We start from the raw sequence: 21,166 nt of genomic DNA, 5'->3' as shown, positions 1-21,166 counted from the left end.
CCTAGACCCTCTATGCCCAAGAGTTCCGAGCCTGCAGATGTTGCACACTCCAGGGCATCAGACGTGCTCAATCCGACCTGCTCCAACAGTTCCAGCTCTTCGAGGTTCTCTCCGTGTGGACCGACCCCCGCATCCGTCCCCATCGCAATGCGTACCCCCGCTCGGTGAGCCCTGGAGATCGAGTCGAAGTGCACATCGACGACGTTTCGAGCTTTGTCTACGACGGCAGGCGGCAAGTTCGAACCGGACTCCGCAGCACGAATTACAGAGATCGGTGCCTGAAGAGTGGGCACCAAGTAGGCCCCGGTCTCCAGGAAAAGTTCGATGGTCTCCTCGTCGAGATAGATGCCATGCTCGATCGACCGGACGCCCGCACGAAGAGCGGTTCGGATCCCGTTGCTGCCTTGGGCATGAGACATGACGTAGCTTCCATGAGCTTCGGCTTCAGCCACGATGGCGCAGATCTCATCCTCGGTGAATTGACTGTTCTTAGGGTCATCTCCAGGGGATAAGACGCCTCCCGTCGAGCAGATCTTTATGTGGTCCGCTCCCGCCTGGAATATCTCTCTGGCCTTGCGAGTCACACCCTCGACCCCATCGGCCACCCCGATGGGCCGCCCAGGATGTCCAGCCAACATCGGCGACTCAGCACCCGAGGGGAGTCGCCCGTCTCCATGACCACCGGTCTGGCTCATGATGCTGACGGCCGCCTTGAGCCGCGGACCATCGATGATGCCCTCATTGAGCGCCTCTTTAACACCGGCATCGGAGCCACCGGCGTCACGGACGGTGGTGACCCCAGCGCGCAGTGTCTTCCGCAAGTGGTCTGTCGCACGAAAGAACTGGAGGGAGAACGGCTCCATCATGGCGTTGAGGGACCCGGCGTCTCGCACGGTCATATGAACGTGGCAGTCGATGATGCCCGGCGTGAGCGTCATACCTGACCCGTCCACTGTCGCAGCGTTCTCCTTGGTGTCCCCACGATCTCCAGCTTCGACCGTGCTGGTGACCGACGCAATCAGCCCACCCTCGACCCGGACGTCACGTCCAGGCAAGAAAGCCTCGCCATCGAAGATTTTGCAGTTTCGTATAAGAAGGTCGTTCATGTCTTCCTCTCGCTCTGTACTTCTGAGCCTTCAGTCTCAACGGGCCCGACGAAGCACGGCATCGAGGAGGAGGTTCGAACCCTTTTCGACGTCGTCCCAGGTGCTGAGTTCTTCGGGCGTATGGCTTCTTCCTCCGATGCTCGGAACGAAGATCATGGCCGTGGGAGCTAGGCGAGCCATGTTCTGTGAATCGTGCCCCGCCCCCGAAGCGATAGACGTCGCCCGGTATCCTCGAGCTGCGGCCAGATCGTTCAGGTCTTCCCGCAAGGCGACATCCATCTGCACGGGGCTGGTCATGCTGCTGACCCGAACGTCGGCTACCACTTCGGTCCCACTGGTGGCGCGCTTCGCGGATGCGATCATGTGCTCCTGAAGCAACTCCAGCTCCCGGTCCTGACTCGCGCGGAAATCCACTGTCAGCGTGACCTTACGCGGCACGATGTTGGCCCCTCCAGGCTGGACGTCGATGAGTCCGGAGGTGATCACAGCCTCGTCACTGACTGCCGACGCGATGTCAGGTAGGTGGGAGAGGAATGTCCCCGTCGCGATCATCGGATCGATTCGTTGGTGCATCGGCGTCGTCCCCGCGTGATCCTGCCGCCCGAGGAACACCACTTCAGCAGCCCCGAGACCGACGATCGACGTGACGATCCCGATATCGAACCCTTGAGACTCAAGGACGGGACCTTGTTCGATGTGCAGTTCGAAGAACGAATCCACGGCGGCTCCGCCGACGGCTGTGTCAGTGGCTTGGAGCGGATCCCAGCCCATGCCCTCGAGCGCATCGGTCAGCAGGTCGCCGTCGCGACCTTGGAAGTTTTCCAGCCTGTCCCACGAGAAGTCCTCCACGAGGGCCCGTGACCCCAAGAGGTGGTGGTAGTTGCCCTCTTCGTCAGCGAAGATCACCGCTTCAACCGGACGCGCGAGACTCACTTGATTCTCTGCGATGGTTCGCAGGACCTCGATCGCCGCCACCGATCCCAGAATTCCGTCGAACGGCCCTCCATCCGGCACCGTATCTAGATGGGATCCGGTCCACACAGGTGCACCTGGAGGCCTGCTCTCAGGGGGCGGCCCGATAAAGACGTTTCCGATTCCGTCTGTCCGAAGAGTGAATCCGAAGCGAGCGGCCACTTCAGCCAACCAGCCACGCACCTCCCGGTCAGCTGCAGAGAAGCTGGGCCGGTCCGCGCCTCCACGGGCTGTCTGGCCGATTTCAGCGAGACGGTCGATGTCTTCCCGCATCCTGGCCAATGAAACGTCATAGCTGAGATCCATACCTCTCTCACACTCCTACGGTCGCCGAAAGAACGGACTGAACATCAGAGGAACGACACCAGGATCCCGGCGATCAGGACCGACCCGGCACTCACCGAGGTGAAACCACCCACCAACATGGGCGGCAACATGGAGTTGAAGATCTCGTCTCTCTGCTCTTCGCTCTCACCGACGGATCGGGCGACTTCTCGTGGGATGAGGTAATCGGCGGGGAAGCCGTACATAGCTGTCAACGCGACGGACATTCCCAAGGTGGGTCTCCAGCCGACAAGCTTCGTCGCAACGAAGCCGCCGACGATGATTCCTGCCGCGCCGACCAGAATGATGATCGTCATGGGGACGATCATGGCGAACACGTCCTGGAGGGAAGCAGTCATCAACGGCGCCATGATGATCGCTACGACGCCGACGATCGCGATCCCGAATGAATTGGCCTGCTCCAGCGATCTTTCGGGTGTGAACCCGATGGCTGTCGACACGATGCCGAGAAGTAGCGCAACCACCGTGGCGGGAGCCTGCGTCAGAATTTCGACCAGCGTCGCCAGGGAGGCCCCGATGAGGACGAGGAATAGCACGAAGATGTGATTGTCGACGAGGTACTTGGGCATGTTGATGAGCTTGCGGCCATCGTCATCGGCTGAAGAAGTGCGGGCGGCAGTCTGCGAGTACTTCTGGAGCTCACCGGAGTCGACCAGGTGCTTCGAATATCGCCGCAGGAGAAAGCTGGAGATCGGCATCGCAGGCAGCGACTGCATCATCAGAATCAGAGCGGGGAGCACCACGAGTGCCGGCATCACGTCTGCTGCCTCAAGGCCGTCTGTTGTCAGCCCCGTCGCGACGATTCCTCCGGTCAACGGACCTCCTGCAGCTACGAAGTGGTCGAAGCCATACAGGGGAATGAGTACCAGCGCCAACGTGACCAGCGCGAACGTAATCCCGGACAGAGCAATGACGACGGCCCGCCATTGTTGCAACAGTGTCCGCAGAGGAATCAGCGACCCCATGTGGAAGAGGAGCGGGACCACAAGGATCGTGTAGACCTGGGGCAACAACGAGTCATCGACCGCAGTCTCCGGGATTATCCCCAACTGGGCGAAGATGAACGCCCCCAGCATCGCTACCAAAAGACCTGGAACGCGCGCGCGGGACCAGATGGAAACAAGCTCACCGAGTGCGATGAACGCCAGGATGACCACTGCGGCAAAAATCGGTTCCATACTCTGCCCACCTTCGGCTCTGGATCACTCACATCGGCAACGGTTGGATCACACCCACAGGCCTAAGAGATGAGCGCCCGTCACTTAGTTGCTCAAGCGTACTGGTTTCGGCGGAGAGTAGGAACAGGCGCAAACCTCCCCCACCGACTATGTCTTCGGGAAGTCACGGTTGCTCGCGTGAGCGAATTTCGCCGCGCTCGGCCTGTCGGCTCCGTCAGGGCACCCACGTCATACTCAGAAAGAGCTCTGCAACTTGTTTCCCGCCGAGCGTCCATCTGTGTCTCTGCCACGATGGACGAATGACCTGGCGTGCGATGCTCCTCATCCCGGCGGCGCTCGTCGGCGTTGCCGCCGTGCTTCTCGCGCTCTTGTGGTTCGGGCAGCGTTCGATGGTGTTCCAACCGGACACCAGCGAGGTCGTCGACGCTGATCAGGTCACAGACGGCGGACGGGATCTGACGCTGCACACCGCGGACGACCTCGAGCTCGGAGCCTGGCTCCTCCCGCCCGACGAAGAGGCCGACCGAGACACTGCGGTGCTCTACGCCCCGGGGAATGCGGCCAACCGGGAATCCCGCATCGGCATCGCCGAAGAGATGACCGCCCGAGGGTTCACGGTGCTCCTGATGGACTACCGCGGCTACGGGGGCAACCCGGGAAGTCCCACAGAAGAAGGACTCGCCCGCGACGCCGTCGCCGCGGCCGAAGCCCTGGAGGACGAGGGGTTCCCGCCGGAGCGCACCCTGTACTTCGGTGAGTCCATCGGCACCGGCGTCGTCGCTCGCCTGCAGTCCACGCATCCGCCGGCCGGGGCCCTGCTGCGTTCACCGTTCCCGGACTTCGTCGAAGTCGCCCGCGAGCACTACGGCTTCCTGCCGGTGGGCACCCTGCTGCGCGACCGGTTCCCCGTCACCGAGTACCTGAGTGGCTCCTCGGTGCCCATCACCGTGCTGTACGGCAGCGTCGACAGAGTCGTCCCCTCCGCCCTCAGCGCCGAGGTCGCCGAAGAGACCGGGAACCTGCGCGAGGAGGTCGTGCTCGAAGGAGTCGACCACAACGACCCGGAGATGTTCGGCGCACCCGTCGCCGACGCCCTCGAAGACCTCGCCGACCACGCGATCGACTGAGGCGCCTCTCCGCACCTGCTGTCAGACCCCGGCGTCGTAGGTCAGAATGGCCTCAGCCCGACGACGACGGTATGGAGAGGACCCGCCGATGTCCCTGCCCCCGCTGCCCGTCCCGCCGCTGGACGAATCGCTCAGCCGGCTGCTGCGCACGTACTCCGCCCTGGCCGCCCCCGAAGAGCTCGCCGAGGCGGAGCAGACGGTCGCAGACTTCCGCCGCGGCGTCGGCCAGGCGCTGCAGCAGGAGCTCGAGGAGTTCGCCGACCACGAATACGCCGCCGGGCGCAGCTGGCTCACCCGAGAATGGGACCGCCAGTACATGGCCGTCCGAGACCCGCTGACCCTGAGCAGCAACGCCGTCTTCGCACTCGCCCTCACCGCCCAGGACACTGGGGACCCCGCCGCCCGCACCGCGGAGACCATCCACCGGATCGCCGCCGTGCACCTCACTGAAGCCCGCGGCGAGACCGAGACCGAAGTCGACCCGCGCGGCAACGCCCTGACCATGGAGATGTGGCGGTGCCTCGCCGGTGGGACCCGGCACCCGCAGCACGACGTCGACACCGTCGAGACCGGCGACCAAGAAGCGGCGAACCGGGAGATCGGCATCCTGCGCGACGGCCGACTGTTCACCCTCACCATCAGCGACGACTACGGCCGGCCCCACGGCACCACCGAGCTCGCTGAATCGCTGGCACCGATCATGGGTTCCGAGACCGAGCCGAGCGAGCCGGGATTCGCCGCACCCTCGGTCCTCGGCGGCGCCCGCCTCGCCCCGCTGCTCGACGACATGCTCACCGACGACCACAACGCCGCAACCTACCGCCGACTGCAGAACCTCCTGTTCACCGTGACCCTGCACTCCGGCCCCGAGGACGACGCCGCCGAACAGCTGCGCACCTTCCTCACCGAGCCGGGCCGCATCTGGGTGCACAAGCCGCTGAGCTACCAGTTCGATCCCCAGGGTGGAGACGTCCACGTCAGCGCCGAGCATTCCGTGGTCGACGGCGGCACCCTCATCGAGGCGGTGCGCCGCATGCAGGAGATCACCCCCGCCGACCACGGCCCACTGCAGACAGCACCCACTCCACCCCAGGAACTGACCTGGCGGCTCACCGACGACCAGCGACGCGCCATCGATGAGGGTCTCGAGGACTACATGGCCTCAGCCGCCGAGCTGCGCGTCGACGTGCTGGACCTCCCCCGCGTCCGCGACGAGTACCTCCCCTTCCGGATGAGCACCGACGGGCTCCAGCAGCTCATCATGACCATCGCCCAGCTGATCACCTACGGCCGAGTCCGCAGCGTCTACGAATCCGTGGACATGCGCCAGTTCCGCGCCGGCCGCACCGAATGCCTGCGCCCGGTCACCCCCGAAGCCGTGGCCTTCGCCCGGGCACTGATCGCCGACCCGCACCCCGAGGACACCGCCGCCCTGTCCGCCGCACTGGTCGCCGCCCTCGACGCCCACCGGGACTGGGTCAAAGCCTGCAAGAAGGGTCACGGGTTCGACCGCCACCTGGCCGGGCTCGAGATGATCGCCCGGCGGCACGGCACCTGGCACCCGCTCTTCGACAGCCCCGCCGTCGCTGACGTGCGTACCGACCTGCTCTCCACCACCTCTCTGGGCACCGCGGATCAGATCGTGCGCTACACTTTCGCCCCCACCGTGCCCCAAGGCTTCGGCATCGCCTACACCCAGCACCCCGACCGCTTCGAGTTCACCGTCAGCCACCTCGCCGACCAGGCCGACCGCCCGGACCGGTTCCTGAGCGCACTGGAGGAGGCCGCGCAGACGCTGCACGACCTCATCAGGAGACTGCCCCCGGTCTAGAAGTGATCAGACGGCCAGGGCACCGGTCACTTCTTCTTCGCCGCCGCCTTGCGGGCCTTCTTGTTCTCCCGCACCTCGGCCAGCGTGGCCGCGTCGACGACGTCGGCCGCGGAGATCATCGCCCCGTCCCGGCCGTATTCGCCGGCGGCCTCACGCCACCCGTCGACGTCGACCCCGCACTGCTTGCCCAGCAGCGCCAGGAAGATCCGCGCCTTCTGCTCCCCGAACCCGGGCAGCGCCTTCAGCCGGCGCAGCACCTCCGGGCCGTCGGGCTCGCCGTGGGTCCAGATGCCGGCGGCGTCGCCGTCGTAGTCCTCGGTCACCGTCCGCGCCAGGTCCTGGACGCGGCCGGCCATCGACCCGGGGAACCGGTGGACCGCCGGCTTCTCGCGGAACGCCTCCGTCAACGCCTCGGGATCCATCCCGGCCACCGCCTGCGGGGTGAACTCATCCAGCCGTGCGGCGAGCTTGGCCGGGCCGGCGAACGCGGACTCCATGGTCACCTGCTGGTCCAGGAGCATGCCGGTGAGCAGGGCGAAGGGATCTTCGGCGAGCAGCGTATCCGCGGTCTCATCCGCGGCGAGATACAGAGTGGTCACAGACACCATTGTGCCCCGCCGGCCGGGGGAGACAACCCTCAGCGGTGCAGGACGGTGAGGAGGAAGACGACGTCGGTGTCGGCCTGCACCGCGTGGCGGGCCTGCGGGATCGGGACGACGTCGCCGGCGCTCAGCTCCCACTCGTGGTCGGAGGTGATCACCCGCAGGTCCCCCATCAGCACGTAGAGGATCGCGTCCTCCGGGGCCTCGTGCTCGGCCAGCTCGGTGTCGGCGGTCAGCGCCATCAGCGTCTGACGCATCGCCGCATCACCTCCGCGCACCGAACGCGCCGCCCGGCCGTGCCGCGAATCCTGCGCCTGATCGAGCAGCTCCTCCCCCAGGGTGATCAGGTTCGTGGTCTGCGGAATCTCCTCGTCCATGGTTCCTCCTCCCCGCGGAGAGCCTGGCAGGCTGCGCCGCGTCGTCGTCGGCCGCCTCCAGTCTCTCCCACCTCAGCGCAGCAGGGGCAGGGCCCAGTCCACGGTCTGCATGATCGCCGGGATCAGCGAGACCACCAGCAGGCCCGCCATCACCAGGTTGAACACCCGCAGATGGGCCGGCTGAGAGAGCACACGCCCCACGCCGACCCCCAACAGTGCCCACGCCGTGGTGCAGGGCGTACCGAAGACCGCGTACACCAGGGCGATCACCAGCACCTCGGCGACGAACGACTCCCAGAACCCGGTGTAGGCGGCCAGCACCCCGACCACCATGGTCCACGCCTTAGGGTTCACGAACTGGAACAGAAACATCTGCACGAACCCCGGCGGACTCCCCCGGCGCTGGGCGGCGAGGTCCGTGGGACCTGTCGCGATCCGCCACGCCAGGTAGAGCAGGTAGAGGATGCCGATGGGCCGCAGCACGTCGAGGATCACCGGCCAGCGCTCGAGAACCTGCCCCAGACCCACTCCGACGAGCACGATCATCGTCGGGAAGCCGACGTTGACCCCGGCGATGAGGCGCCAGGACCGCCGCAGCCCGAACGTCGCACCCGAGGCCATGGCGATGGTGTTGTTCGGCCCCGGGGTCCCCGCCGTGGCGAAGACGAACAGGATCAGGGAGAGCAGCGTCACCCGCCTGATGCTAATCGAGTGTCACTGGGCTTGTGAGCGATCCCGCGCAACATCCTGCGGGATATCTCACAAAGCCCGTGATTCAGGATCGGGTGCGACGACGCAGCGCCAGACCCAGCACCGCGCAGACCATGTAGATCCCGCCGACGGCGACCCAGCCCAGCTGGAACCCGCCCGGACCGGAGATCAGCAGCCCCATCATCACCGGACCCAGGGTGAACCCGCCGAACATCCCGGCGGTTACCACCCCCGAGGACGAGGCCATGGACTCGGCCGGGATGCTGCGCAGCAGGGTGCCCATCAGCACCACCGAGACCCCCAGCGCCGAGGCCCCGTGCAGAGCGACCGCCAGCCATAGCAGCGGAGACCACCCGGTCGCCCCGGCGGCGAAGAACGCCCCCGCCCCGGTCAGCGCCGTACCCGCCAGCGCCACCAACAAGGTCCCCGCGGGCACGCCCCGAGACATCACATGCGCCCAGCCGATGCGCGCGGTCACCCCGATCGCCCCGGCCACCGCCGCCGTCGCACCGCCCAACACCAGGCTGAACCCCAGCTCCCGGACGGCGAACAGCGGCACGTACACGTTGGTGGCCTGCACACCGACCCCGGTGAGGAAGCCCAGGCCCGCCAGCGCCCACACCATGGACCCGTGCCCGGAGGGGGCCGGCGTCGTCTCAGCAGAACGGCCATGCGCGTCGCCGGCGTCGCCCGGAGCCGGACCCGAGTCCGCGTCCTCACAGGCGTCGACGACCACCGGCGTCGCGCGCAGCACCCGCCAGGTCAACACCAGCAGCGCCGCGGCGAGCAGGATGCTGACCAGCGAGGCCCCGCGCCACCCGACCCACACCGCCAGCACCGGGAAGCTCAGGCTGGCCACCAGCTGGCTGGCCTGGACCCCCGACTGCTTGATCCCGGCCCACCGGATGCGTCGGGCGGCGGTCACCCGTTGCACCAGGATCCTGTTGGTGACCCCGTTGGTGAAGGACTGGGCCACACCGGAGAGCCCGAAGGCGATCACCAGCAGGACGTACCCGCCGGGCACCCCGGCCAGCCCGAGTGCGGCGGCCGCGAGGAGGAAGATCGTGCACATCAGCGCCATGTCCGAGGCCCGGTCCGCCAGCCGCCCCAAGGTCGCGTTGCCCACGGCCGCGCAGGCGAAGCAGACGGTGGCCAGCAGGCCGAACTGGGCGGCGGTGATGCCCAGATCCGAGATCACCAGTTCGCTGGTCGCGCTGAGCCCGTAGGTCAGCACCGGACCGATGCCGATCGCGCCGACGAGCACGACCAGCAGTCCCGGGCCCGCCTGCGGTCCGCCGCCCCGAGTCACCGGCACCGCCTTCCGGACCGGGGATCCCTCGGCATCGTCGTCACCCGTCCACCGTATACCGGCCCGCTCCTCGCCCGAGCCGCCTGCACCCGGTACCCGTGCAGGCACGGCCCTGTCGGTCACTCCACGCGGAACTCGATTCTGTGGTGCCCGGTGGCCGCGTTCGGAATGGGGTCCCGGCGGTCGCCGCTCTGGACGGCGCCGGAGTGCGTGATCGCCCGGACGGTCGCCGAGTGTCGGCCCGGCGCCAAGCCCTCGACGTCGAGCCGCCACTGCCGCCAAGTGTCGGCGGTGACCTCCTCGGCGAGGTCCGCGGCCCGCCACCCGTCGCCGTCGATGTCCACTTCGACCTCAGCCACCCCGTCGTACTGGGCCCAGGCGCTGCCGGCGATGACGACCGCATCGCTCACCACGGCGTCCAGGGACCTCGGTACGTCGATCCGCGAGGACACCAGGACGGGGGCCTCCGCATCCCATCCGCGTTCGGTCCAGTAGGCCTCGGCCCGGTCGAAGCGGGTCACCTCCAGGTCCACCACCCATTTGGTCGCGGAGACGTAGCCGTAGAGACCGGGAACGACGAGTCGGGCCGGGTACCCGTGCTGACGGGGCAGAGGTTCGCCGTTCATGCCCACGGCGAGCAGCGAGTCCCGCTCATCGGTGAGGGCCTCCAGCGGGGTGGAGGCGGTGAAGCCGTCGATGGAGGTGGAGAGCACCATGTCCGCCTCGTCGAGCGGTCCCGCCCGGGCCAGCAGCTCCCGGACAGGGTGCCCGAGCCAGGTGGCGGTGCCCAGCAGGTCCCCACCGACGGGATTGGAGACGCAGGTCAGGGTGATGTGGTGCTCCTCATGCGGCAGAGCGAGCAGCTCGTCCATATCGAGGGTCACCTCCTGCTCGACCATCCCGTGGATCCGCAGACTCCAGTCCTCCGGCTCCAGCTCGGGCACCGCCAGGGCGGTGTCGATCCGGTAGAACGAGTCGTTGGGGGTGATGAAAGGTTCCACGCCGTCGACCTCGACGGAGGCCCCGGCGGGGATCTCGAGCGCCGCGCGCACCGGTCGCGGCAGGATGAGGTCGGCGGCCGCCTCTGCGGCGTCTCGGGTCACCGAGGCCACAGACCGCCCGAAGGCCAGGGTCCCCACCGAGACAGCCGCAGCCGCCCCGGCCAGACCGAGGAAGCGGCGGCGGGAACGGATTCCCTCCGCCGGCCCGTCCTGGGGCTCGTCGGGCCGTCGGTGCTGGGGGCTCTCTTGTGAGGGGCGGAACCACGCGCTGAGCAGCATCGGCAGCGCGGCGGCGCCGAGGACGGTGCCGACCAGCGTGGGCACGACATCGGCCAGGCCAGTGTCGGGTCGCATGGCCACGATGAGGACCAGTCCGACTCCGACGGCGGCCACACACAGGGCCGAAGTCCGACGACGGCGACGACCGAGGACCCCGATGAGCCCGGCGAGCAGAGCACCGCCCACACCCATGGCCACGAGCAGGACCGTCTTGTTGTCCGTGCCGAAGGTGGCGATGACGGCGTCCTGGACCGCCGCCGGAGTCTGTTCGATGACCAGTCCTCCCAGGGCGATGAGCGGGGAGGAGCCGGGGGCGAAGAGCCAGGACAGGGCGTCGGCTGTTCCGAGGAGCAGGGCGGCGGCGAGGACGCCGCACAGCGCCGACGGCGTCGTCGACGCGAAGCCCCGACCGATGCGCCGGGCTGCGGATCGTGCAGGTCTCATGTCAGAGGTTCGGAGCCGATCCCCTACCGGATGGGTCCCCGATCCGACCAGCGCTCGGAACCGGGATCGGCGACCGGCTCAGAGCTCTGCGACGAGGATGGGGTCCGAGGTCGGCTCCACGGAGCCGCCGGCGGGCTCCACGGTGACGCCGAAGGCGGAGCCCTGGGAGAAGTCAGGTCCTGAGACCACGGACGACGAGTCAGCCGCCATCATGCCGGCGTCGTGGGCCCCCTCCTCGTCGATGATCCACATCTGCAGCTCCTGGCCCTCGTCGGGGGACGGGATGTCATGGGGAGTGACTCGGATGAGCTGCTCGTCGACCGAGTAGCTGACGGTCACGCTGCCGCCGTCGCCCGACTCCTCATGGGCGGAGGTCAGGTCGGGGGCGCCGAGCAGCCGTTCGGCGTCCCGCTGCTCCTGCTGGGCGAGGGTGAGCTCCTCCTCCAGCTGGCTGCGTTCCTGGTGCTGGACGACCGCCACCCCGCCGAGCACGGCGGCGACGACGAACAGCACCGAGGCGGCCAGGGCGAAGAGCATCCGACCCCGATCCCGAGGCGGCCGTGCCGCCGGTTCCGGGGCGCGCCCTCCCCCGGTCTCGGACTGCCCGGTCTCGGACTGCTGCGGAAGGCGTCCGGGGATGCTGAGGATCGCGGCCTCGGTCTCGGGGCTGGGCTCCACCGGCTCGTCGGTGCCGCCGAGCAGGCCCAGGGTGTCCTCGAAGGCGGCGACTTCGGTGCGGAAGGCCGGATCCTCGGCCTCGAGCCGATCAGCGAGCTCCTGCTCGGACGCGCTGAGTCCGCCGAGCACCCAGCCTGCGGCGAGATACTCGTAGTCCGGCCGGCCGGCCTGGTCCGGTTCCTCATGCATCGTCATCCACCCCCAGCTGTGCTCGGAGACGGGCCATCCCGTCTCTGACCCGCGATTTCACAGTGCCCAGCGGCACCTGCAGATGCTCCGAGATCTCCCGATGGGACATGTCCTGGTAGTACGCGAGCGCGATGGCTCTGGCCTGGTCCTCCGGGAGCTCCCGCAGAGCGGTGACCGTGCGGACCGACTCCATGTGGGCCACGACCTCGGTGTGCACGTCGGTCCCGTCGGTGTGGACCTCCTTCACGCCTTCGGCGAAGTCCCGATCCTGCTGGGACTGTACGGCCCGGACCCTGTCCACCGCACGACGGCGACTCAGCGTGACAAGCCAGGCTCGGCCGGTCCCGCGGTCGGGGTCGAAGCCCGCACACCGGGTCCAGACTTCGGCGAACACGTCCTGGAGGACCTCTTCGGCCAGGGAGCGGTTCCGCACGATCCGCAGGATGCAGGCCAGCAGTACGCGCCCCTGGGAGCGGTAGAGGTCCTCGAAGGCCGATTCGTCGCCCCCACGGATCCGACGGAGCAGATCTCCGCTGGGGTCTTCGGTCTCCGGCATGGTCCTCAGAATGTCATGGGGCCGGGGAAACGCCAATCCGCGTCCGGCGTCTCCCCGGCCTGGGCGGGGTCATGATCGGCCGACGGCCTCAGACCGACGGCGGGCGGATCACTCCTCGGCGGCGTCGCCGGCGGGCATGAGGACCGCGTCGATCATGTAGACCGTCGCATTGTCCGTCTGCACACCGCCGCACACCAGTCCGGCCTCGTCGTCGAACATCAGGTCCTCGCCCTCGCCGCTGACCATGACGGTCTCGCCGTTGACCGTCTCATGCTCTCCGGGGATCTCCTCCGGAGCGAGCTGTCCGGGGATGACGTGGTAGGTGAGCACCTCACTGAGCGCATCGGCATCCTCGCCCAGCGCCGCCAGGTCCTCCTCGGGCACCTCGGCGAAGGCGTCGTCGGTGGGGGCCAGGACGGTGAACTCGTCGCCGTTGAGCGTGTCGACGAGGTCGACGTCGGGGTTCAGCTCACCGGAGACCGCAGAGGTCAGCGTGGTCAGCATGGGGTTGTTGGAGGCGGCCGTGGCCACGGGGTCCTGGGCCATGCCCTCCACCGAGCCGTCGCCGTCGGGCACGGTCTCGGCGTAGTCCTCGCAGGCGGCTCCGACCAGCTCGGAGGCGGGATCCATGTCCTCGTCGGCCTCCGTCTCGGAGTCCTCCGCGGACTCGTCGGCGTCCTCGTCGGTCTGCTCCTCGGTGGCCTCCTCTTCTGTCGTCTCCTCAGCGGCCTGATCCTCGGCCTGGTCCGCGTCGTCGTCTCCTCCGCCGTCGCCGCCGCATGCGGTGAGTCCGAGCAGCGCGACCGCGCCGATGCTGAAGAGTCCGTAGGTCCTGGAGTTCCTCATGGTGTTCATCTCGTCGTCTCCTTCTCGCGTGGTGCGGCCGGTGTGCCGCGCCGCTCGGACGTCTTCTCCGCCCGGGCGATCTGCCCTGTGTTCGGAGCCGTCGACGGATCGGATGGGAACAGCGAGAAGGAGCGTCGTCAGCGGAGTGTCTCGACGACCTGAAGCACGTGACGGAGGGACCTGTCGGCGAGCTCGCCCTGCAGGCGGTGGAACAGCTCCACCGAGCGGGCGCCCGGCCAGTCAGCGGGCAGCAGGTGCTCGGGCAGGCCCGGATCCAGGTAGGGGATGTCTCGCCAGGCGTCCATCCCCAGGATGTAGCGGCGGAACGCCTCGACGTCGTAGGCTCTCCCGTCGTCGGCTCTCCCGTCGGGTGCGTGCTCGGCGGGGAGCAGGTCGGCGACCGCCTCCTGGAAGCGCCGGTGCAGCGCACCGAGCTCTTCGAGGTCCCACCATCGGGCGATCGACTCCGCCGCGGGACCCGGGGTGCGCAGCTCGTCCACCTGGAACAGGGTGGCCCGTCTGCGCAGCCCCAGATCCTCCAGGATCCCCTCGACCTCGCCGCTGAGGTGGTCCGGGCAGATCCAGAGGCCGTGGGCCACCGCCCCGCAGCCGATCCCGTGCAGCGCCCGGCGCAGCTGGTGCCGGAGGCCGCGCTGGTCCTCCCCCACCGTGTACGAGATCAGACACCAGGGTTCGTCGGCGTCCATGGTGCGCGGGCCGAAGATCCGTCGGTCCCCGCGCTGGAACATCGCGTCCGCGGCGGGATCGAACCCGTAGCCGGCGGACCCGTTCCGGCGTTCGGAGACCAGCACCCCGCGTCGTTTCAGGCGCGTGATCGCCGAGCGGGTGCGCGGCGCCGGGGAGCCGACCTCCTCGGCCAGCCGGACCAACGACGACGTCGACATCCACCCTCCGACCCGCCGCAGATAGAGCCCGACGACGGTGAGCACCAGTGAGGCGCTGCCCCCGGTCCGGGCACCGACATCGTCGACGGGACCGGTCACCGGGGCTCCTGCGCCCCGTCGCCCGTGTCAGCGGAGACCGACGCAGCGACGGCGTCCATCTCCTCACCCAGGGCCCGCACTCCGACCTCCACCTCGGCGAAGCTGGTGCTCAACGGCGAGAGTCCCAGTCGGATGCCGTCGGGGGATCGGAAGTCGGGGATGACCCCGCGCTGCCACAGGCGGGCGGTGACCTCCTCGAAGCTCGGATGGGAGACCGTGAGGTGGCTGCCCCGTCGGGGTCCCGCCGGCGGGGAGATCAGCAGGGCCCCGCGCGGCAGCACATGGACCCGCAGGGCGCGCTCGGCGAAGTCGGTGAGCCGGCGGGACTTCTCCGCCACGGCCTCGATCCCGGCATCCTCGACGAGGTCGAGCATCGATGAGATCGCCAGCATCCCCAGGATCGGCGGGGTCCCGGAGACGAAGCCCCCGATCCCCTCGGCCGGCCGGTAGCTGGGCTCCATGGCGAATACGTCGGCGGCGCCCATCCACCCCTGGATGGGCTGACGAAGGCTCCCTTGGTGGCGGGTGGCGACGTAGCAGAACGCCGGGGACCCGGGTCCGCCGTTGAGGTACTTATAGGTGCACCCCACCGCCAAGTCCACACCCCAGGCGTCCAGGTGGGTGGGGATCACTCCGGCGCTGTGGCACAGGTCCAGCACCAGCAGCGCCCCGGCGTCGCGGATCGTCTCCACTACGGCGGGGACGTCGAGGACGTACCCGGAGCGGTAGGCCACATGGCTCAGCACCACCGCCGCGGTGTCCTCACCGACCGCCTCGGCCACCTGGTCAGGTGTCACCCCGGTGGCGGGGTCGGCGTGGATCCAGCGGATGCGCAGCCCGGTCTCGGCGGCGATGCCCTCGGCGATGAACCGGTCGGTCGGGAAGTTGTCGTCGTCGACGACGATCTCGGTGCGGCCGGGGCGGGCGGCCACCGCGGCGCGCAGGGTCTTATAGAGCAGCACCGTAGTGGAGTCCCCGACGACGACCTGGCCCTCGGCGGCACCGAGGGTGACCCGGCCGATCCGGTCCCCCAGGCGGTACGGCTCGGCCATCCATGCCTCGTCCCAGCCGCGGATCAGCCGCCCGCCCCACTCCTGGGTCACGAAGCGGGTGACCCGAGCGGCGAAGTCCGCGGTCGGGCGTCCCAGGGAGTTGCCGTCCAGGTAGGAGACCACCGACTCGTCGGCGACGAACGAGGACACGTAGGCGGCCAGGGGGTCGGCGCGGTCCAGGGCGTCGGCCTCCCGCCGCAGAGCCTCAGGGGTTCCGGGATCTAAGGCGGGGTCGGGTGTGGTGTCAGCGGTCATCGGGGCGGCTCCTTCAGAGCAGTACGTCGGACGGGTCGGGACTGGGACAGTGCGGCGAGCGCCTCGCCCGCGGTGCGGACCTCGGCGGGCAGCACGCTCACGGTGCCGGCGTGGTCGGGCAGCAGCGGGGCGCCGGTGAACGCGGCCAGCAGGTCGGCGTCGTCGAGCCCGGCTCGGCGACCCACCGACACCAAGGCCTCGACCTCAGGAGCATGGAGCTCCGGAGTGCTGAGCCCGTTGCCCAGGTCGGTGCCGTAGACCGCGCGTCCGCCGCGGGAGAGGAAGCCCCGCAGGTTCTCCGTCGCGGTCTCCCAGGCCTGCGTGTCGCCGTCGCGGCGATGCATGTCCAGGGTGCTGATCCACACCATGCGCTCGGCGGTGTGGGCCAACAGATCGTCGTCCAGCCGCTCGGTCCACGGGGTGTGGGCGAGTACCCGCACCCCGGACGCCGCGGCGCGGGCCGCCTGCCCCGGCCCCTCGACGTGGGCGACCACCGGCACCCCGCAGCCCCGGGCCGAGTCCACCACGGCGCTCAGGGTCGGATCGTCGAGCACAGGGCCGGCGTCGGCGTGCAGGGCGACCTTGATGAGGCAGGCCCCGCCGGACAGCTGCTCGGCCACCGCCGCGGCGGCCTCCGCCGGGGTGCGGATCTCACGGGTGGAGCCTGCCGGCACCCAGCCGCGGTCGGTGGGGTAGCCGCCCGGGGCGGTGAGGAACGCCCCGGCCCAGCGGATCTCGGTGGCGGCCCCGGACTGCTCGGCCGTCCGGGCCCTGGCTGCGAGCCGGCGCGGGTCCCCGCCCAGGTCGAGCACCCGGGCCAGGGTGCCGGAGCCCGCAGCCGGCAGGTCGGCCAGCTCCAGGTGCACGTGGGCATCGGTCAGCGGGGCGACGACGGTGACGTCCTCGCCGTCCTCGCCGCCCTCCCCGCCCTCGGCACCGGCGGCACCGCAGAGCCGTGCCGCGCGCAGCTGAGGCGCCGGAACCTCCCAGACCCCTCGGCTCATCCCAGGCGGGTCCGGACGTCGTAGAGCTCCGGGAAGAAGGTGAGGTCCAGGGCGCGCCGGAGGAAGTCGACGCCGCTGGAGCCCCCGGTGCCGGTCTTGCGGCCGATGGTGCGGGTCACGGTGCGCAGATGACGGAACCGCCAGAACTGGAAGTTGTCCTCCAGGTCGACCAGCTCCTCGCAGGCCTCGTAGACCGACCAATGGGCGTGTTCGTCCCGGTAGACGGTCTCGAACAGATCCACCAGCCGGTCGTCGTGGACGTGGGCGACGGTGACGTCCCGGGTGAGGATGTCCTCCGGCACCTGCCACCCCTGCCGCGCGAGGTGACGGAGGAACTCGTCGTAGAGGCTGGGCCGGTTCAGCTCCTCCTCCAGCATCCGGTGGTTCTCCGGCTCGGCCTCGAAGACCTTCAGCATCCGGGCGTTCTTGTTTCCCAGGGCGAACTCCAGAGCCCGGTACTGCACGGACTGGAAGCCCGAGGCGCTGGCCAGCGACCCGCGGAACTGCAGGTACTCAGACGGGGTCAGGGTGGCGAGCACGCTCCACTGCTGGGTCATGACCTCCTGGATGTGCTTGATCCGGGCCACGCTCTTCAGCGCAGCGCGCATGTGGTCCTCGGCGAGCAGCCGGCGGGCGGCGTCGAGCTCGTGCAGGGCCAGCTTCAGCCACAGCTCGGTGGTCTGGTGCTGGATGATGAAGAGCATCTCGTCGTGGTGCTCGGGGTCACTGACCGGGTGCTGGGCATCGAGGATCTTCTCCAGCCCCAGATAGGACCCGTAGGTCATCCGGCCTTCGAGGTCGGTGACGATCCCGGACTCCAGGGAACGGGTGTTCGGTGTTCCGGGGTCCTGGGGCGTGTGCTTCTCGTCCTGCGGCACGGGCGGCGTCCTTCCCTCGCACGGCACCGTCCGGGCGACGGCGACGGGCCTCAGTATATGTCGCAGATTCGCCGATCGTCACGGAATCGACATGCCGAACTGGGTGCGTCCTGCCTGAGACTCGGGGCGCCGCTCGGCCCAGCCCGAAGGATGTGGCAGGCTCGACACCGACCGCGCATCGGCCCGTCACCCGAGGAGTCCGCAGCATGACCGTCCCCTTCCGCCTCGCCGCCTTCGACATGGACGGCACGCTCCTGGACAGCACCAAGGGTCTGCCGCCCGGCAGCCGCGCCGCCCTGGCCGCCCTGCGAGAGGCCGGCGTGCGGATCATGCTGGCCTCCGGCCGCCCGGGGCCCGGCCTCCGACGACTGGCGTCCCTGCTGGAGCTGGGCGAGGACCTGGTGCTGGCGAGCATGAACGGCTCGATCGTCCACGATCTGGCCGCCGACCGGCAGATCGCCGCCCACCCGATCCCCGCCGACACCGCCCGTGCGGTGATCCGGGCCGCCCAGCGTCACGGGATCACCACCTCCGTCCCGCACGGGGCGGAGCTGCTCGTCGAGGACGTAGAGCACCCGCGGGCCCAGTACGAGGCCCGCGGCAACGACCTGCGGCTGCGTCGGGTGGAGGACCTCTCCACCATCGTCGACGACCCGACGCTCGACGGGGCACCCACGAAGATCCTGTTCATCGGCGAACCGTCCGAGGTCGCCCCGCTGGAGGAGGAGCTGAGGGCCGAGCACGGCGACGCCGTCGAGCTGGCCTGGTCCTCCCCCCTGTACCTGGAGGCCACCGCCGCCGGGGTGCACAAGGGCCGCGCCATCCTCGACTTCTGCGAGTCCCAAGGGTTCGGCCCCGAGGAGGTCATCGCCTTCGGAGACCAGGGCAACGACGTCCACATGCTGCGCATCGCCGGGCTGGGCGTGGCCATGGGGAACGGGACCGAGGAGGCCAAGGCCGCCGCCGATGAGGTGACCACCAGCCACGACGACGAGGGCATCGCCCGGGTGGTGGAGCGGTACCTCGAGGTGGACCTCGGCCTCGACGCCGCCGCCGGCTCCTAGCCCGCCGAGTCCTAGCCCCGCCGGCCCAGTGCGCGCCGCGTAGACTGCGCTCATGCCCGCCGCCGCGCCGCCCGAGGAGCCCGTCTCCTCCTCCGAGGTCCCCCGCACCCAGCTCACCCTCGACGGCGGCCGCCCACAGCGTCCCGGTACGATCCGGGTGCTGATTCCGGTGGTGCTGATCCTCGTCTGGTTCGGCGTCACCGCCTTCGGCGGACAGACCTTCGGAAAGATCTCCGACGTGGTCTCCAACGACCAGGCCACCTTTCTGCCCGTCGACGCCGAATCCACCCGCGCCCTGGAGTACCAGCAGCGGTTCAGCGACGAGGATGCCGTCCCCGCCACAGTGGTCGCCGCATCCGACGGGGAGCTCGAACCGGACCAGCTCGACGTCGCCGAAGACGCCGCCGGAGACTTCGAGGACGTCACCGGGGCGATCCAGGTGATCGGACCCCAGCCCTCCGAGGACGGTGAGGCCGTCCAGATCCTGGTGCTGCTGGACGAGGACGCCGTCGAGCAGGACGACGCCGTCGGTCAGCTGCAGGGCCTGGTGTCCGAGGCCTTCGACGAAGCAGAGTGGACCGCCCACGTGACCGGCCCGGCCGCGCTCTCGGCGGACTTCACCGAGGCCTTCGCCGGCATCGACGGGCTGCTCCTGCTGGTCGCCGTCGTCGCCGTGTTCATCATCCTGGTGGTGGTCTACCGCTCCGTGCTGCTGCCGATCCTGGTGCTGCTCTCCTCGGTGGCCGCCCTCTGCGCGGCGATCCTGGTGATCTACCAGATGGCGCTCAACGACTGGATCCAGCTCAACGGGCAGGCCCAGGGCATCCTCTCGATCCTGGTGATCGGCGCGGCCACCGACTACTCGCTGCTGCTGGTGGCCCGCTACCGGGAGGAGCTGCTGCTCCGCCGCAGCCGCTACACCGCGCTGCTGGTCGCCCTGCGCCGCGCCGCGCCGGCGATCCTCGCCTCCGGGGGCACCGTCGCCGTCGCCCTGCTGTGCCTGCTGTTCTCCGACCTCAACTCCAATCGCGCGCTCGGACCGGTCACCAGCACCGGCATCGTGTTCTCGATGGCGGCGACCCTGACCTTCCTCCCTGCGCTGCTCGCCCTGCTCGGACGTCCCGCGTTCTGGCCCAAGATCCCGCGCGCCACCGGCGACGGGCCCGACACCGCCGAGGTGGCACCGGCGGCGGATCAGGACCGCCCCCGCGGCTGGGCTCGGGTGGCCGCCTGGGTGCGGAGCCGGCCGCGGCCGATCTGGGTGATGGTCACCCTGCTGCTGATCGTCGCCGCCGTCGGGGTGACCGACCTGCGCGCCTCCGGGGTCCCCCAATCCGAGCTGGTCCTCGGCGAGACCGAGGCCAAGCAGGGGCAGGAGCTGCTGGAGCAGCACTTCGACGCCGGGACCGGCTCACCCGCCGACATCTACACCGAGAGCGGCCAGGCCGAGCAGACCCTCGAGATCGTCACCGACGCCGACGGAGTGGCCGAGGCCTTCCTGGTGGACGACCAGGGCGCTCCCGCGCGCGGATCCGACGACGCCCAGGAGATCGAGGGCATGGTGGAGATCTCGGCCACACTGACCGACCCGGGTGACTCTCTGGCCGCGGAGGACACGATCCGTGAGCTGCGCGAGGACCTCTCCTCCCTGGACGGCGAGAGCGTGGTCGGCGGCACCTCGGCCACCCAGCTGGACACCAACGAGACCGCCCAGCGGGATCTGGTCACGATCGTGCCGATCGTGCTGATCGTCATCGGCATCATCCTGGTCCTGCTGCTGCGCGCCGTGGTCACCCCGCTGATCCTCATCGGCACCACGGTGCTGTCCTACCTCTCGGCCCTGGGGATCTCCGCGCTGGTGTTCAACTACGTCTTCGGGTTCTCCGGCGCCGACGCGGTGGTGCCGCTGTTCGGCTTCATGTTCCTGGTGGCGCTCGGCGTGGACTACAACATCTTCCTCATGACGCGCGCCCGGGAGGAGGCCCACCGGCTGGGCGCCCGCGAGGGGCTGCTGCGGTCCCTGGTGGCGACCGGAGGCGTGATCACCTCGGCGGGGATCGTGCTGGCCGCGACGTTCTCCGCCCTGGCGGTGCTGCCTCTGATGTTCATGGTGCAGCTGGCGTTCCTCGTGGCCCTGGGCGTGTTCATCGACACCTTCGTGGTGCGCACCCTGCAGGTCCCCGCCATGGGTGTGGACATCGGCCGCCGCATCTGGTGGCCCTCGGCCCTGGGCCGCGGCAGGGACTGAGGCCGACTCGGCATGCGCTGAGGCCCTGGCCTGTCATTCAGCTATGTGGGTGGTTCGGGCTTCGTATATACGGAATGTCCTGTCTCAGGACATGTGTGACAGTTCTGGGG

19 protein-coding genes are annotated in these 21,166 nt (G+C 69.1%); 4 read left to right on the top strand and 15 right to left on the bottom strand.

The annotated features are described in order from the left end of the window. From N7E59_RS11585 to N7E59_RS11575, 3 genes are all read right to left on the bottom strand, one after another. A partial coding sequence (locus tag N7E59_RS11585; protein ID WP_261625095.1) for a metal-dependent hydrolase family protein occupies nucleotides 1-1,106 on the bottom strand: 1,106 nt, incomplete at its 3' end. A 36-nt stretch (nucleotides 1,107-1,142) separates the two neighbouring features. Continuing rightward, nucleotides 1,143-2,384, bottom strand: coding sequence for a Zn-dependent hydrolase (locus N7E59_RS11580; RefSeq protein WP_261625094.1), 1,242 nt, complete (start codon nucleotides 2,382-2,384; stop codon nucleotides 1,143-1,145). Between the two features lie 44 nt (nucleotides 2,385-2,428). Then, nucleotides 2,429-3,601: a hypothetical protein gene (locus N7E59_RS11575; RefSeq protein WP_261625093.1), complete on the bottom strand. Its 1,173-nt coding sequence runs from the start codon at nucleotides 3,599-3,601 to the stop codon at nucleotides 2,429-2,431. Between the two features lie 299 nt (nucleotides 3,602-3,900). Here N7E59_RS11575 and N7E59_RS11570 point away from each other — a divergent pair, with 299 nt between their 5' ends. Both N7E59_RS11570 and N7E59_RS11565 read left to right on the top strand, forming a co-directional pair. Next, complete coding sequence (locus N7E59_RS11570) at nucleotides 3,901-4,728, top strand: alpha/beta hydrolase (RefSeq protein ID WP_261625092.1); 828 nt, start codon at nucleotides 3,901-3,903, stop codon at nucleotides 4,726-4,728. An 88-nt stretch (nucleotides 4,729-4,816) separates the two neighbouring features. Next, entirely contained in the window at nucleotides 4,817-6,559 is a 1,743-nt protein-coding gene (locus tag N7E59_RS11565; RefSeq protein ID WP_261625091.1) for a choline/carnitine O-acyltransferase, read from the top strand. A 26-nt stretch (nucleotides 6,560-6,585) separates the two neighbouring features. On the opposite strand, the gene N7E59_RS11560 is transcribed toward N7E59_RS11565, so the two are convergent. The 12 genes from N7E59_RS11560 to N7E59_RS11505 form a co-directional block, all read right to left on the bottom strand. After that, nucleotides 6,586-7,167, bottom strand: coding sequence for an HhH-GPD-type base excision DNA repair protein (locus tag N7E59_RS11560; protein ID WP_390905050.1), 582 nt, complete (start codon nucleotides 7,165-7,167; stop codon nucleotides 6,586-6,588). 29 nt (nucleotides 7,168-7,196) lie between these two features. Next, on the bottom strand, nucleotides 7,197-7,538 hold the full coding sequence (locus N7E59_RS11555) for a cupin domain-containing protein (protein WP_261625089.1): 342 nt from the start codon (nucleotides 7,536-7,538) through the stop codon (nucleotides 7,197-7,199). Between the two features lie 72 nt (nucleotides 7,539-7,610). Beyond that, nucleotides 7,611-8,231, bottom strand: coding sequence for a LysE family translocator (locus tag N7E59_RS11550; RefSeq protein ID WP_261625088.1), 621 nt, complete (start codon nucleotides 8,229-8,231; stop codon nucleotides 7,611-7,613). Between the two features lie 82 nt (nucleotides 8,232-8,313). Beyond that, a complete protein-coding gene (locus tag N7E59_RS11545) occupies nucleotides 8,314-9,666 on the bottom strand; it encodes an MFS transporter (RefSeq protein WP_261625087.1) in 1,353 nt (450 codons plus the stop codon). 11 nt (nucleotides 9,667-9,677) lie between these two features. Then, nucleotides 9,678-11,282 carry a molybdopterin-dependent oxidoreductase gene (locus N7E59_RS11540; protein WP_261625086.1) on the bottom strand — a complete coding sequence of 535 codons (1,605 nt, stop codon included), beginning with the start codon at nucleotides 11,280-11,282 and terminating at the stop codon, nucleotides 9,678-9,680. A 78-nt stretch (nucleotides 11,283-11,360) separates the two neighbouring features. Continuing rightward, the gene (locus N7E59_RS11535) at nucleotides 11,361-12,149 is read right to left on the bottom strand and encodes an anti-sigma factor (protein WP_261625085.1); all 789 of its coding nucleotides are present in this window, start codon (nucleotides 12,147-12,149) and stop codon (nucleotides 11,361-11,363) included. Next, nucleotides 12,142-12,705, bottom strand: coding sequence for a sigma-70 family RNA polymerase sigma factor (locus N7E59_RS11530; protein ID WP_261625084.1), 564 nt, complete (start codon nucleotides 12,703-12,705; stop codon nucleotides 12,142-12,144). Before N7E59_RS11530 ends, N7E59_RS11535 begins: the two co-directional genes overlap by 8 nt. Before the next feature lie 108 nt (nucleotides 12,706-12,813). Continuing rightward, entirely contained in the window at nucleotides 12,814-13,560 is a 747-nt protein-coding gene (locus N7E59_RS11525; protein WP_261625083.1) for a fasciclin domain-containing protein, read from the bottom strand. A gap of 128 nt (nucleotides 13,561-13,688) precedes the next feature. Further along, complete coding sequence (locus tag N7E59_RS11520) at nucleotides 13,689-14,555, bottom strand: PaaX family transcriptional regulator (RefSeq protein ID WP_261625082.1); 867 nt, start codon at nucleotides 14,553-14,555, stop codon at nucleotides 13,689-13,691. Next, nucleotides 14,552-15,862 carry a kynureninase gene (locus N7E59_RS11515; protein WP_261625081.1) on the bottom strand — a complete coding sequence of 437 codons (1,311 nt, stop codon included), beginning with the start codon at nucleotides 15,860-15,862 and terminating at the stop codon, nucleotides 14,552-14,554. The genes N7E59_RS11520 and N7E59_RS11515 overlap by 4 nt, the downstream gene beginning before the upstream one ends. After that, nucleotides 15,859-16,866 carry a hydrolase gene (locus N7E59_RS11510; RefSeq protein WP_261625080.1) on the bottom strand — a complete coding sequence of 336 codons (1,008 nt, stop codon included), beginning with the start codon at nucleotides 16,864-16,866 and terminating at the stop codon, nucleotides 15,859-15,861. Before N7E59_RS11510 ends, N7E59_RS11515 begins: the two co-directional genes overlap by 4 nt. Beyond that, entirely contained in the window at nucleotides 16,863-17,651 is a 789-nt protein-coding gene (locus tag N7E59_RS11505; RefSeq protein WP_261625096.1) for a tryptophan 2,3-dioxygenase, read from the bottom strand. The genes N7E59_RS11510 and N7E59_RS11505 overlap by 4 nt, the downstream gene beginning before the upstream one ends. 299 nt (nucleotides 17,652-17,950) lie before the next feature. Here N7E59_RS11505 and N7E59_RS11500 point away from each other — a divergent pair, with 299 nt between their 5' ends. Together N7E59_RS11500 and N7E59_RS11495 are read left to right on the top strand one after the other, a co-directional pair. After that, entirely contained in the window at nucleotides 17,951-18,808 is an 858-nt protein-coding gene (locus N7E59_RS11500; RefSeq protein ID WP_261625079.1) for a Cof-type HAD-IIB family hydrolase, read from the top strand. Nucleotides 18,809-18,860: 52 nt separating this feature from the next. Next, a complete protein-coding gene (locus N7E59_RS11495; RefSeq protein WP_261625078.1) occupies nucleotides 18,861-21,056 on the top strand; it encodes an MMPL family transporter in 2,196 nt (731 codons plus the stop codon). The last annotated feature ends 110 nt before the right edge of the window (nucleotides 21,057-21,166 follow it).

Origin of the sequence: Nesterenkonia marinintestina (genome assembly GCF_025420485.1) — a bacterium.
GTDB classification, from domain to species: domain Bacteria; phylum Actinomycetota; class Actinomycetes; order Actinomycetales; family Micrococcaceae; genus Nesterenkonia; species Nesterenkonia marinintestina.
The sequence above is the reverse complement of the archived record's forward strand: the minus strand, read 5'-3'. Positions and strand labels throughout refer to the sequence as shown.

Bases quoted from the DNA above. Each gene is read 5' to 3' on its own strand.
- N7E59_RS11555 (WP_261625089.1), bottom strand. From the start codon at position 7,538: ATGGACGAGGAGATTCCGCAGACCACGAACCTGATCACCCTGGGGGAG.
- N7E59_RS11560 (WP_390905050.1), bottom strand. From the start codon at position 7,167: ATGGTGTCTGTGACCACTCTGTATCTCGCCGCGGATGAGACCGCGGAT.
- N7E59_RS11575 (WP_261625093.1), bottom strand. From the start codon at position 3,601: ATGGAACCGATTTTTGCCGCAGTGGTCATCCTGGCGTTCATCGCACTC.
- N7E59_RS11525 (WP_261625083.1), bottom strand. From the start codon at position 13,560: ATGAACACCATGAGGAACTCCAGGACCTACGGACTCTTCAGCATCGGC.
- N7E59_RS11565 (WP_261625091.1), top strand. From the start codon at position 4,817: ATGTCCCTGCCCCCGCTGCCCGTCCCGCCGCTGGACGAATCGCTCAGC.
- N7E59_RS11580 (WP_261625094.1), bottom strand. From the start codon at position 2,384: ATGGATCTCAGCTATGACGTTTCATTGGCCAGGATGCGGGAAGACATC.
- N7E59_RS11510 (WP_261625080.1), bottom strand. From the start codon at position 16,866: ATGAGCCGAGGGGTCTGGGAGGTTCCGGCGCCTCAGCTGCGCGCGGCA.
- N7E59_RS11530 (WP_261625084.1), bottom strand. From the start codon at position 12,705: ATGCCGGAGACCGAAGACCCCAGCGGAGATCTGCTCCGTCGGATCCGT.
- N7E59_RS11500 (WP_261625079.1), top strand. From the start codon at position 17,951: ATGACCGTCCCCTTCCGCCTCGCCGCCTTCGACATGGACGGCACGCTC.
- N7E59_RS11535 (WP_261625085.1), bottom strand. From the start codon at position 12,149: ATGCATGAGGAACCGGACCAGGCCGGCCGGCCGGACTACGAGTATCTC.
- N7E59_RS11505 (WP_261625096.1), bottom strand. From the start codon at position 17,651: ATGACCTACGGGTCCTATCTGGGGCTGGAGAAGATCCTCGATGCCCAG.
- N7E59_RS11495 (WP_261625078.1), top strand. From the start codon at position 18,861: ATGCCCGCCGCCGCGCCGCCCGAGGAGCCCGTCTCCTCCTCCGAGGTC.
- N7E59_RS11540 (WP_261625086.1), bottom strand. From the start codon at position 11,282: ATGAGACCTGCACGATCCGCAGCCCGGCGCATCGGTCGGGGCTTCGCG.
- N7E59_RS11570 (WP_261625092.1), top strand. From the start codon at position 3,901: ATGACCTGGCGTGCGATGCTCCTCATCCCGGCGGCGCTCGTCGGCGTT.
- N7E59_RS11515 (WP_261625081.1), bottom strand. From the start codon at position 15,862: ATGACCGCTGACACCACACCCGACCCCGCCTTAGATCCCGGAACCCCT.